Genomic DNA, 12,190 nt, shown 5'->3' on the forward strand with positions numbered 1-12,190 from the left:
TAATGAGCCCATTACAGATCGAAGTATTACTCCAGCAATCCTGGCTGCAATTTCAGTATGGTTTTTTCAGTAACAGTATTACGCTGATCCGGACATTACTTATTTATAATCCGGATCATATCCGCGCACGTAAAATATTAATTCTCGCCCTGATTGAGCATAAACAGGGACAGGAAGCGTTATTTCAGTGCGCACTGCTGCATCATGCCGGATACAGTGATGCGAATCTGCTGCTGTGTGAAACACTGGCATTTCAGCAGGAGGGATTATACGAGGAAGCACTCGAAACCTACCGGCGTTATTTACTGCACAGGACATACTGTGGCTGACGCCAAATCCTTACTTCTCCGCATTGCCGGGCGGCAGGATATATTTCTCGCGCTGTTGTTACTGGCAGTCATTTTTATGATGATTCTGCCGCTGCCGGATTTTATTCTGGATACGCTGATTGCCGTCAATATGATGATATCCGTCACCCTGCTGATGATGGCCGTTTATATCCGCTCTCCGCTTCAGTTCTCCGCCTTTCCTGTTGTTCTGCTGGTCACGACACTTTTCCGGCTGGCTCTGGCCGTCAGTACCACCCGAATGATATTACTGGAAGCGGATGCCGGGCAAATCGTTGAGACCTTCGGCGAGTTTGTGGTCGGCGGAAATCTGGTGGTGGGTATTGTGATTTTCCTGATTATCACCGTGGTACAGTTTCTGGTGATAACCAAAGGTGCGGAGCGTGTGGCGGAAGTCAGTGCACGTTTCTCACTGGATGCGATGCCCGGCAAGCAGATGAGTATTGACGGCGATATGCGTGCGGGCGTGATTGATATGGATGAAGCCCGTGAACGCCGCCGGGTGGTGGAGCAGGAAAGTCAGATGTTCGGCTCGATGGACGGTGCGATGAAATTCATCAAAGGTGATGCTATCGCCGGACTGGTGATCATCTGCGTTAATATCATCGGCGGGCTGGCTATCGGAACCGGGCAGAAAGGGATGAGCGCCGCGGATGCGTTACAGCTGTACAGTATTCTGACTGTCGGGGATGGTATGGTGTCGCAGATCCCGGCACTGCTGATTGCGGTGACCTCCGGGATTATCGTCACGCGGGTCTCTTCCGGGGACTCTCGTGATCTGGGAAATGATATCGGACAGCAGATAACCGGACAGCCGCAGGCGTTACAGGTCGGCGGTTTTCTGCTGCTGTTGTTCGGGCTGGTGCCGGGGTTTCCGGTTCTGACATTTATGACGCTGGCACTGCTCCTGACAGGCGGGGGGTATCTGCTGAAACGGCGTGCAAAAAGCCGGAATATGCCCCCCGCGCAATCACTCAGTGCCGCAGTGGCGGGTGGCGCGGGCGCACCGGTGCTGCGTTCTTCTGAGCGGACGATAAAAGCGGACGGCAGTGATGAGGCGCTGGCAGAGCCGGAAACCTTTGCACTGACGGTGCCGCTGATGATGGAATTCAGCACATCATTACAGGCCGGACTGATTGCGGATGATTTTAATCAGGCGCTGATCCGCCTGCGCCGCCGTCTTTATCTTTCACTCGGTGTACCGTTCCCCGGCGTGAGTCTGCATTTCAGTGATTATCTCCCGGCGGATACTTACCGGATCTTATTACAGGAAGTACCGGTCGGAGAGGGCGTTCTGCCGGAAAAACAGCTTCTGGTGCGAGAGGAAGAAAAGCAGCTGACGATGCTCGGGGTACGGTATGAGCAAAGAGGAACATGGTTCGATGGTTCACCGGCGTACTGGATCACTGAGCAGGAGTCTGAGCGGGTAAAAGATGCCGGTTTACACTGCTTACCGGCGATGGGCATTATTAAGGCACATCTGGCGTTTATTCTGCAAAAATATGCCGCTGATTTTATCGGTATTCAGGAAACCCGCTATTTACTCGGGCAGATGGAAGGCAGTTTCAGTGAATTAGTCAGAGAGGTGCAGCGGGTGGTGCCGCTGTATAAAATCACTGATGTTCTGCAACGGCTGGTGGAAGAGGATATTTCTATCCGTAATATGCGCACTGTTCTGGAAGCACTGACAGAGTGGGGGCAAAATGAAAAAGACGTTGTGATGCTGGCGGAATATGTCCGCGGGGAGCTGGGCCGTTATATTTGTCATAAATACAGCAACGGCAATTCGGTGTTACCGGCATTTTTGTATGATCATGAACTGGAAGAGCTTATCCGCAGCCATATCCGCCAGACCCTTTCAGGCAGCTATCTGACACTGCCGCCGGGAGTACACGAAGCATTGATGGCCGCAATGAAAGCGATGTTCGGGGATTTACAGAGAATGATGAATAAACCGGTGCTGATCGTATCACGGGATATCCGGCGTTATGTCAGGCGGCTTATTGAGCAGGAATTTTCGTCATTACCGGTTATTTCTTATCAGGAATTATTGCCGTCAATGAATATCCAGCCGCTCGGCAGGGTGAAAATTGATGAAGTGATAAACTCACAGATTGATAATGACATAAAATAGTGGGTTTTTATCCTACTATTCCTGCTATGGAAAATGAAAAAATAATAAAGAAAACGCTGAATGACAGTATCGCAGTGATCAGAGAATATCAGTGCTGTCAGGCACAATATAACCTGGCGTTAATGAGGCTGGATATTCATCCGGTGATTATCAGGTTATATCTGAGTAACATTCTCCGTGAAGGAATAAGGTGAATAAATGGATTGCGTCAGCAGTATTAATCAATCAGCTATCTGCCGCCGGGATAATAATAACAGTGAAGTAACTGAAAATTACCGGCTGGTATCAGATACACTGAATAAATATAATATCAGCGTTAACAATGAAGACTACCGCCAATTTTCACCCGATATGGTGATTGATACCTTCTGCCGGAAAAATAACATCATTATTGACAGACAGAAGCTGGATGACAATATCAGTCATATCCGCGGGATCACCGGCGATACTATCAGCCTGAAATCACTGCTGATGATTGTCGGGGCGAGTAATCAGTATAACGACATGGTCACTGAGATTCTGTCCGGTATGAATAACAGTGTCGAAAGCACACGGGAAGCCCGCGATAATATCAAAGATGAACTGCATAAACTGGCCATTGAACTGAAGATTTTCAGTATTATCCAGTCTCAGCTGAATAAAGCACTGTCATCGGCAAATCAGGAAATCAGTATTGATAATAACGGCCCGAATCTGCTGGACCCGGCATTGTACGGAATGACAGCCGCTGAGTTTAACGGCCCGCCGCCATCCAAAGAAAAAGCCTTTCTCGATAAAATTGCCGGAAAAGAAACCGGCCCGGGCGATATTTTATCTATCAAAGATTTTCTGCAAAGTGACAAAAAATCATCACCGGCAATGAGCGGGCTGGAAAATAAATATTCCTATGACAAGAACAATAATAAATTAGGGCATTTTGCCGGTATGGTCGGGGATGTGGCACGGCCGCTCAACGATATGGTGAATGAAAAAAGCACGCAGCTTAATGAAATAAGTAATATCTATAATTCATGCATTCATGCATTGATGCATTAACCCGTTTTATTCAAAAGTTAGATACATTACTTCAGGATTTATCCGGCTCGATATAATTAAAGGAAAATAACATGGATGTTCATGATAATACTACCGCAGAATCAGAACTGAATAAGTTTATTTCGGAAGGTGGATCACTGGCGATGCTGAAAAATATTTCCGGCGATGAACTGGAAAAAATATATGCAGTTGCCTGTGATTTTTATGAATCCGGAAAATATCCGGATGCGGAAAGTTTATTTCAGGTGCTGTGTATGCTTAATCATTACGACACCCGTTTTTTCCTGGCGCTGGGAGCCTGCCGTCAGCAGCAGGCGCATTATCACCGGGCGCTGGAAACCTACAGCTATGCTTCGCTGATGTCACCGTCAGATCCGGCATTTCCGTTTCATGCCGGAGAGTGTCTGCTTCATCTGAAAGAGTTCAGTTCAGCAATACAGGCGTTTACCAGTGCGGAGTTACTGGCCAAAACCCGGCCGGGCCATGAAGCGCTGCTGAAAAAAGCCGGTGTTATGCTGACGGCAGCCAGAGAACAGGCGGAGGCCGGAAATGCAGAATGTCATTGATTTACCAGGGGTAAGACCGGCACCGGCGAATGATTTTTCTGCCGTATCCCGTCCCGCTGCCCGGCCGGCTCAGCAACCCGGAGCCACCCCGGTTGAGCCGCAGCCGCTGTTGCCGCAGGAAGCCGGACACGGCCTGACCAAAGATATTATTCCGCTGGTTAAACCAGATATTGAACTGCCGGATAATACGGAAGCGTTGGCAGATAAAACACACGGGGTGGCGGATAAAGACGCTCACCGCAGCTGGCAGGCGCTGATCAGCAGCCGCGATACGATTGAGAAAGCGCTGGCGAAAGGCAATTTTGAAACCGAACTGGCGCTGTTGCTGACACAGATAAAATCCGACATGAAGGAGATCAAAGTCAGTCAGATCCGGCAGGCGCGGGAAGAGAATACGCAGAAAATTGCGGAAAACAGGGAGCAACTGAAAGAAGCGGAAACCCGTTTTGAGGAAGCAGAGCGTTCGCGTACGGCGAATAAAATATTCGGCTGGCTGAGCTCGGCGGTTTCAGCCATCGCCGGAACGGTATTGCTGGCAACCGGCGCCGGGGCACTGGCGGGCGCGATGATGATCGCCAGTGCGGTGACCAGCGTTGCATCTCAGATAGTCAATGAAGCGGCGGAGGCCGGTCTGATTGATGATGAAACGATGAAATATCTGGGACCGGCGATGACAGGACTTCAGGTTGTGGCGGGGATCGCCACCTGCGCGGTCACATTCGGCGGCGGTGCGGCTGGTGTGATTGCTCAGGAGGGCGCCAGAGCCGGGAGTACGCTGGTGCAGGCCGGGTTGTCTGTTTCCGGCTCAGTACTGGATGCGGGGGCCGTTATTTCCGGTACCACTGCGGCGGTTTTGTCAGGTCTCGGGAACAAGCAGATTGCCGGTTCACAGGAAACAAAAGGGCAGATGATGCTGTTACAGCAGGCCATGACAAAGCTTCAGAATGAATTCAGCAAAATGATTTCACAGCATCAGGATGCGATGTCGGCATTATCCCGTTTTTCTCAGGAAAAAGCAGAAGTTGCCGGCCGGATAGCCGCGGCACATGCCGCAAAATAAATAAAAAGCAGTAAAATTATGATATCAATCAGTTAACCAGGGAAAGGATATAATCATGGACGCAATTTCAGGCATAAAAACACCCGTCATCACACTGAATGACATTCAGCAGCCGGACAGTAAACTGGTGAAAACAGCTGAATCAGGCGGAAAAACACCGGTGGAAATGGGACACTCCCCGGTAAAAAATACGGTTATCGGCGGTGACAGCGGTATTGCGCTGCCAAAACCACCGGCAGACGGTAAAGACAGTTCGGTACTGGACTCGATATCGTCATCACTGGCGGATTTGCAGTCTCTCCTCAGCAGCGTAAAGGACGCCAAAGAGCAAATCAGTAATAAGCTGAGTGAAATAACGAACTTCGCTTCTGTTGATAATCTGAAAGCATCCGCAGGTGAGCTGAACCTGAGTTCGAACTGGCAGATGGCGTTTTCCGTGATTTCCGGCGTGCTGTCAGTGGGAACAATGGTACTGAGTAATGTGTCGGCTTATCAGGATCATATTGCCGCACAGCAGGAGAATGCACTGAACAGCGGTATTGAAAAAACACAAAGTGATATTGCCAAAACCACAGAGGCACTGAAAGACCCGGGGCTGACGGCAGAAGGAAAAAAGGCGCTGGACGAGCAGCTTGCGGCACTGAATACATCACTGGAATCGCAACAGGATGCACTGGCTGAATTGATGGCTGGTACTGAAACCCGCAAAGCCTGGACAGAGCTGGCGCTGAATCTGATGCAGGGTGCATCCGGTTTTATCAGCGATAATCTGCTCAGCGGCGGCACAGAAGAGGGCGATACTCTCTCTGTACTGGATGACATTATCAGCAAATCAGAATCGGTGCTGGAGAAAGCGAAAAATAATATGGCAGCAGCGGACGCTTTTCCGTACATTCCGGCTAAAGCATAAGGGAAAAACATTGTGTATTCCAAAGGGCGCATCTGCGCCCTTTTTGCTATTTTTACGGCTGATGTTGTCAGGCCGGAAACGCCTTTTTTTATACAATCAGCCCTTATTTTTATATGGGGTAATGATGAAAAAATATCTGCTTTTTCCGGTGATAATGGTGGCAGGATGTGTGGTTGTGAAACCGGAACCCGCGGGCCGGGTAACCGGCTATGCCGATCTGCCGGGGTTCCGGTATGAACAGCAGACACTGGTGCTGACTGTCTGTCAGGGCAAAAAGGCGGTGACATCTCCGGTTGTTGAACAGCGCGCTGAGGTTTCTGTACTGCCCTATTATTTCGATTTTGAACTTCCGCGCTTTATGATTGACGATAAACCCCTGCGTCTGAATGTCCGGCTGCTGCGGGCTGATCAGCTGACGGTTGAAGCGGAGCAGGAACAAACGTTTCTGCCGGGAGAACCGGTCAGTATTACGCTGAAACCAGCCTCTGATTAAGCTGTCTGTGTCTGCTTTTTTTGTCTGTCTGCCGTGTCTGTTATTTCCATGAATCCTGCCCGGGGTAATCTGCCGGAAAATGGCCTGTTTCAGGCGTTTCAGGTTGCATATGAATCTGAGAGGAGGGGGATCCCGGCAGAATAAATCGTTGAAACAGAAGACAGAAAAATCCGGGGGACGACAAGGGCTTGAGGAAGATAAAATCCTGATGTAATTATGATATTTTTATTCTGCCCTCTTCAGTTAATGTAGACATCTGAGAGGGCGGTGACGGATTGTAATGCAGGGATGTTGTCACGGGATACACGGAGTGTATCCGGATATAGTCACCGCTTTCTCTATTTCCCTGATTACATACTGATACTGGTCTTAATCCGCCCTTTACCGGCGCGGCGGCTGCGTACAATATGACAAAAGAATCTTCCGTAATATAAAAATACCGTGATAAAGGTCTGCCATGCTTAATATTATGCTGACATCCCTTTGGTTTCTATGGGGATTGTTATTGTATGCAGTAATAGCCGGGCATGCATCGTGGCCTGTTTATTTAACGGGTATCGCCGCTGTTATTTGCGCTATTACGATTCTCCCGAAAAGGAAAAAGAAAAGGAAAAACGTCATGTTCGGTAAGAAAAAACAATCTGATGTCCCGGAAGCGGAGCCGGTTGCGGCGCCGTCATCAAAAAACAGAGAAGAAAGAGACGAAGAGGACAGAAAAACAGCTGAACTCAACGCTCAGGCAAATGAAATCAGTCAGTTGCTGTCAACCCGCGGTGAAGAGAAACAACGTCCGCTGGCTTCCCTCGAATCCCGCCAGCCGACCGTGATCAGCAAAGAAACCCGGCTGACCGGTGATCTTGAAATCAGCGGTAACCTGCAAATCTGGGGCAAAATTAAAGGTCAGATCAAAGCCCGTTCCGGTACTGTCAGCATTATGCAGTCCGGTGTGGTGGAAGGGGATATTATTGCCGAAACACTGCTGATTGATGGTGTACTGACCGGCACCTGTACAGCTGAGCAGGCGGAGATTCTTGAGCATGGTGAACTTAACGGTATCTGCCGGGCGGCTGCTTTCTCCATCCGTAAAGGCGGTACTTTTATCGGTCAGTCAGAACCGTATGTCCCTGCCGGTAAAGCAACCGCAACCGCAACCGCAACTGCAGCGGTACAGGCCCCTCAGTCCCGCCCGGAGAATAATAAACCGGCCGCAGTGACGGAGCCGAAACCGGCTGAAAAAACCGGTGCAGCAGAGAAAGCTCAGGAATCTGCACCAAAATCATCCCCGTCACAGAACGGCAACGGTAAAAGTAAAGAACCGGAAAAAGTCCCGTCTGTCTTTAAGCGCGTATAACCGCGCCGCGTTCAGCCAAATCCGTTATACTTCTCCGGTATCGTTTATCCACTGAATACACCGGAGGAGTATATGCTGATTATTGACACCCCGCGTCTGCGCCTGCGTCCCTGGACGCCGGAAGATTATGCGCCGTTCCGCGCGCTGAATGCTGATCCGCAGGTTATGCGTTTTTTTCCTGCATGTCTGAGTGCGGCAGAAAGCGATGCGATGGCCGATGAAATTATCCGCCGTTTTGAGCGGCAGAAATTATTCGGATTATGGGCAGCGGAAGAAAAAAACAGCGGGGAATTCACCGGTTTTGTTGGCCTTAATATTCCGTCAGCCCCTTTTGATTTCAACCCGTGTACTGAAATCGGCTGGCGTCTGGCGAAACGCTTTCACGGCAAAGGCTATGCGACAGAAGCGGCAAATGCGGTGCTGCATTATGCCTTTATGCAGCTGAATATGCCGGAGATTGTCGCTTTTACCGCGAAAGTGAATCTGCCTTCCGAACGGGTGATGGTGAAAGCAGGAATGCAGTATCAGCGGGATTTTCAGCATCCGTCACTGGAACAGGGTCATCCGTTACAGACCCATGTTCTGTATAAAATCACACAGGCGGATTACCGCGCCCGGCAATCCTGATTATTCACGCGGCGTACGGCGGCGCGGCGGCAGAGGCGGCACCGGTTTTTTATCATCGATAAGATGACGGACAGCCAGAACCGGGTGATGCCACAGCATACGCGGACCGGCCCAGCGCATGATCACTTTCATTTCTTCCCGCGGCTTTGGCTGATAGCAGTGTACCGGACACTGCTTACAGGCGGGTTTGTCTTCACCGTAACGGCATTTTTCCAGCCGTTTCACCGCATAAGCCAGCAGATGACGGTAATGTTCCGGGGCATCTGCCGGTGCCGGATGGCGGCGTTCATACAGTTCCACCATACGGGTAACGGTGTTGATTTCCCGCAATATACGTTTACCGGCCATCGGAAACTCCTCTTTCGTGCAGTAAAACCCATAAATTTAAATAGTGTGCTTAAAATTTGCTTTCTTTTTATTTAAAAATAAAATACTGTATATCTATACAGTTTACGGAGAGCAACATCATGCGTATTGAAATTCTGTTAGATAAACGAAATGCAGTGCCTGCGCATCTTATTCAGTCCCTCGAAGTTCAGTTAAAACGCCGGATCCTGCCGTTATATCCGGACATGCAGTTCCGTATTGCGCAAAGCAGCCAGACCACCATTAATATTTCGGGCGTAAAATCCCCCGACGATAAACAGTCACTGATGGATACCATTCAGACCATCTGGGAAGATGACAGCTGGATGGACGATGATAACGCATCATCATGATTTTTTTCCTGTTACAGGAAACGCTATCTCCCTGTTTTTGTGCCTTCAGGGGAGATAGCGGTTTTTTCACATCACTCAGTGATTGCAGATCTTCTCAGCAGATGTGCTGAACCCTTCTTCACTGCCGATAAATTTCCCGCGTGCCGCCAGAAAACTGACCAGCGCTTTCGCATCCATATTCTCTGCCGAGCAGGTATGGAAACGGGTATCTTCGCCGAACGTGGCGTGAATATCCGCGATAAGGGATTCAGTGGTGTAGTTTTTCCCGCTTTCAATAATCATGTTCATGACTTCGTGGCCATGGACAGAGGCTTTCTCAGACATAATAACTCCGGTCGGATATTAAAGATGTAATTATTATGCATCTTTTAAGGTGCAACAGAATTGCGTCAGGTCAGATTATGGTGAGAAAGGGAAGGTGACATAAGATAACGCCCCGGGAAAGGGCGTTATCTGACAGGGAGAAGTTACAGACACTCCGCTAAAATACGCTGCATCTCATCTTTAACGTGTAGTTTTTCTTTTTTCAGCCGGACGACATTGTCGTTATAGCCTGCGCCGTTCGGGCCTTCAAGCTCGGCAATCTCATTATTTAACTGATGATGCTTCAGATGCAGTGCGGCAAAACGAGGATTTGAATCTTTAAGCTGTGCTATAAGGGCTTGCTGATCAAGTGGCATAGAACCTCCTGTTTGACGGGGAATGTTGCCTTTTCAGTATAACAAACACAACACGGAATGCATGGATCGCGTCGTTATATCCGTGATCAGAATGGCATAAATACGTTGTAATTGATTTATGGGGTCAATAATATTTGACGGAACTATTGGTTTAACATACTGGTTTCAGTTATTTAAGTGAGATTATATGCCGGATAATGAGAATATTCTGTGTTTTAATCTGTGACTGAACTAAATATTATTATAATGTTCTTAATAGTCAGCATGAAGATTATGAGGTAACTTCATAATTAAATGTACTTACAAAAATAAGGTAACTATTTGATGAAAAAATTGATTCTTCCTGTTATGGCCATGTTTGCTGCCGCAGGCGCTTATGCTGAAGAAGCAAAAATTGTTGCTGCAACACCACTGACTGCGGTAAAAGCAGCAGAGCTTGTCAAAACAGAGCCCGCTGCTGAGGTAAAAGCAACAGAGCTTGTCAAAGCAGAGCCGCTGAAGATGATAAAAAGTGACAATGGTATGAATGAGCTGAAACATTTCCCGCAGGCTGCGTCAGGTCAGGTTCGTCATGTGATTGCTGTTGAGCCGAAAGCGGATGAAAGCCAGTATAAAATCGAACTGGTGGTCGGTAAAAACCAGATGACGGACTGCAACCGTCAGTGGTTTGGCGGTACACTGACACAAAAAACCGTTGAGGGTTTCGGTTATGACTATTATGAAACCGGCGAATTAACCGGGCCGATGTCCACCATGATGGGCTGCCTGAATAATGAAAAACATGAAGCATTTATCAGTGCGAATCTGGGCGATGAAGCGTTTGTCCGCTACAACAGCCGTCTGCCGGTTGTGGTGTATGCCCCGAAAGATGTGGATGTGAAATACCGTATCTGGAGCACGGATAACCAGTTGCTGGATGCACCGGCAAAATAATCCGTTAATTTCTGACATATAAAACACGGCATCCGCCGTGTTTAAGATTGCCGACAAAGCAGGATAAAACGTGGTTTTTCCTGCTTTGTGTTATCAGCCGAAAATCAATAAATTGATTTTCCTGGTTTATTTTTACAACCTTTGTCGGACGTCGCCAACCCCTGCGGGTTTGTCAACGGCCTGAAACACGGCATTCACCGTGTTTTTTTATTCTGTTCTGTCATCATTTCGTCGTACACTTAAACCCATACTATTTACAGGCGTAACTGTCATTTATTACTGAGGCTATTGATTATGGAATTTCAGCCATCCCGCCAGATAGCAACCGTTCTGCAATGGGTTCTGAATATTGCGCTGCTGATTTTAGGTGTGCTGCTGATTGTGTTTATGGGAAAAGAAACACTGACACTGATTAATCTGCTCTTTTCCGGACAGGAGAAAACGACCTATCTGTTATTAGACAGTATCGTGACCTATTTCCTGTATTTTGAATTTATTGCCTTAATTGTGAAGTATTTTTCGTCGGGCTATCATTTCCCGCTGCGCTATTTTATCTACATCGGTATTACGGCGATGGTGCGGTTAATTATTGTTGACCACTCTGACGCTAACGCGACATTCCTGCATACCTTGTCAATACTGGCGCTGACGGTGGCGTTATATCTGGCAAATACCGATAAGCTCAAACGCAGCTGAAATAATATGCCCCGCAGTATCGCGGGGCAGAACCGGTAGATAAACAGGACTAACGGATAACCATCACTGAGGTTTTGGCGTGGCGGACAATCGTTGCTGCGGTGGAACCGAGCAGGAATGTTGCCGCCCCCGGGCGGTGAGAGCCCATCAGGATCAGATCGGCGTTAATCTCTTTGGCATAAGAAAGAATTTCATTTTTGGCTGATCCGATAGCCGCGTGCAGGGTGTACTGACTTTCCGGCACGGCAATCCCTTTAATAATCTCTTTCAGTGCGGCAAGCGCCAGTTCAATACGCTCTCCGGACTCCCGCATACTGACCGGCATTGAGGCGTATTCCACACCGAAGAACATTTCCACGTTAGGGATAACGGTGAAGAAATGGATTTTCGGGTTATCAATTTTTGCCAGCGCTTCCACATGGGGCAGCATTTTGTCTGTCAGGTCATCTTCCAGAATATCAATCGGAACCAGAATTGTGTTGTACATACAGCCTCCTGTTAACTGAAATCAGTATCAGTATGGCAAAAAATGACAGGACGTGCTGTGATCATGACGGCAGCTTATTTAATTTGTGAAATGAAAATAACTATCGTTTATTTTTATTATCAGCACTCATGAAAATAACAAAATAAATTAAA

16 protein-coding genes are annotated in these 12,190 nt (G+C 48.3%); 12 read left to right on the top strand and 4 right to left on the bottom strand.

The genetic code is table 11. From position 1 onward, the window contains the following. The first annotated feature begins 2 nt into the window (after positions 1-2). From R5268_RS09305 to R5268_RS09345, 9 genes are all read left to right on the top strand, one after another. Positions 3-329 carry a hypothetical protein gene (locus tag R5268_RS09305; protein ID WP_046894405.1) on the top strand — a complete coding sequence of 109 codons (327 nt, stop codon included), beginning with the start codon at positions 3-5 and terminating at the stop codon, positions 327-329. Further along, positions 322-2,481 carry a type III secretion system export apparatus subunit SctV gene (gene sctV, locus R5268_RS09310; protein WP_317419257.1) on the top strand — a complete coding sequence of 720 codons (2,160 nt, stop codon included), beginning with the start codon at positions 322-324 and terminating at the stop codon, positions 2,479-2,481. Before R5268_RS09305 ends, sctV begins: the two co-directional genes overlap by 8 nt. 198 nt (positions 2,482-2,679) lie before the next feature. Further along, the gene (locus tag R5268_RS09315; RefSeq protein ID WP_317419258.1) at positions 2,680-3,516 is read left to right on the top strand and encodes a virulence-associated V antigen; all 837 of its coding nucleotides are present in this window, start codon (positions 2,680-2,682) and stop codon (positions 3,514-3,516) included. 71 nt (positions 3,517-3,587) lie between these two features. Further along, positions 3,588-4,082, top strand: coding sequence for a SycD/LcrH family type III secretion system chaperone (locus R5268_RS09320; protein WP_317419259.1), 495 nt, complete (start codon positions 3,588-3,590; stop codon positions 4,080-4,082). Continuing rightward, a complete protein-coding gene (sctE, locus tag R5268_RS09325) occupies positions 4,066-5,142 on the top strand; it encodes a type III secretion system translocon subunit SctE (RefSeq protein WP_317419260.1) in 1,077 nt (358 codons plus the stop codon). Before R5268_RS09320 ends, sctE begins: the two co-directional genes overlap by 17 nt. Before the next feature lie 55 nt (positions 5,143-5,197). Beyond that, complete coding sequence (sctB, locus tag R5268_RS09330) at positions 5,198-6,052, top strand: type III secretion system translocon subunit SctB (protein WP_317419261.1); 855 nt, start codon at positions 5,198-5,200, stop codon at positions 6,050-6,052. A gap of 175 nt (positions 6,053-6,227) precedes the next feature. Next, positions 6,228-6,545 carry a hypothetical protein gene (locus R5268_RS09335; RefSeq protein ID WP_317419262.1) on the top strand — a complete coding sequence of 106 codons (318 nt, stop codon included), beginning with the start codon at positions 6,228-6,230 and terminating at the stop codon, positions 6,543-6,545. 619 nt (positions 6,546-7,164) lie between these two features. After that, complete coding sequence (locus tag R5268_RS09340) at positions 7,165-7,896, top strand: polymer-forming cytoskeletal protein (protein WP_317419263.1); 732 nt, start codon at positions 7,165-7,167, stop codon at positions 7,894-7,896. Positions 7,897-7,968: 72 nt separating this feature from the next. After that, complete coding sequence (locus R5268_RS09345; RefSeq protein ID WP_107679993.1) at positions 7,969-8,523, top strand: GNAT family N-acetyltransferase; 555 nt, start codon at positions 7,969-7,971, stop codon at positions 8,521-8,523. Here R5268_RS09345 and R5268_RS09350 read toward each other — a convergent pair whose 3' ends face one another. After that, a complete protein-coding gene (locus tag R5268_RS09350; protein WP_107679992.1) occupies positions 8,524-8,871 on the bottom strand; it encodes a nitrous oxide-stimulated promoter family protein in 348 nt (115 codons plus the stop codon). 119 nt (positions 8,872-8,990) lie between these two features. On the opposite strand from R5268_RS09350, the gene R5268_RS09355 reads away from it, so the two are divergent. Beyond that, positions 8,991-9,242 (top strand): DinI family protein, encoded by a 252-nt coding sequence (locus R5268_RS09355; RefSeq protein WP_107679991.1) that lies wholly within the window; start codon positions 8,991-8,993, stop codon positions 9,240-9,242. A gap of 75 nt (positions 9,243-9,317) precedes the next feature. Here the strand turns inward: R5268_RS09355 and R5268_RS09360 are convergent, their stop codons facing one another. Together R5268_RS09360 and R5268_RS09365 are read right to left on the bottom strand one after the other, a co-directional pair. Next, positions 9,318-9,566 (bottom strand): YecH family metal-binding protein, encoded by a 249-nt coding sequence (locus R5268_RS09360; RefSeq protein ID WP_052927692.1) that lies wholly within the window; start codon positions 9,564-9,566, stop codon positions 9,318-9,320. A gap of 143 nt (positions 9,567-9,709) precedes the next feature. Next, the gene (locus R5268_RS09365) at positions 9,710-9,922 is read right to left on the bottom strand and encodes a DUF465 domain-containing protein (protein WP_107679990.1); all 213 of its coding nucleotides are present in this window, start codon (positions 9,920-9,922) and stop codon (positions 9,710-9,712) included. 324 nt (positions 9,923-10,246) lie between these two features. Between R5268_RS09365 and eco the strand changes: the two genes are divergently transcribed. Next, the gene (eco, locus tag R5268_RS09370; RefSeq protein WP_107679989.1) at positions 10,247-10,855 is read left to right on the top strand and encodes a serine protease inhibitor ecotin; all 609 of its coding nucleotides are present in this window, start codon (positions 10,247-10,249) and stop codon (positions 10,853-10,855) included. Between the two features lie 294 nt (positions 10,856-11,149). Beyond that, positions 11,150-11,551 (top strand): phosphate-starvation-inducible protein PsiE, encoded by a 402-nt coding sequence (psiE, locus tag R5268_RS09375; RefSeq protein WP_107679988.1) that lies wholly within the window; start codon positions 11,150-11,152, stop codon positions 11,549-11,551. A 49-nt stretch (positions 11,552-11,600) separates the two neighbouring features. Here the strand turns inward: psiE and R5268_RS09380 are convergent, their stop codons facing one another. Further along, positions 11,601-12,038, bottom strand: a complete 438-nt coding sequence (locus tag R5268_RS09380) for a universal stress protein (protein ID WP_107679987.1) — start codon at positions 12,036-12,038, stop codon at positions 11,601-11,603. Positions 12,039-12,190 lie beyond the last annotated feature (152 nt).

The organism is Morganella sp. BCCO 40_0007 (genome assembly GCF_032989665.1).
GTDB classification, from domain to species: domain Bacteria; phylum Pseudomonadota; class Gammaproteobacteria; order Enterobacterales; family Enterobacteriaceae; genus Morganella; species Morganella sibonii.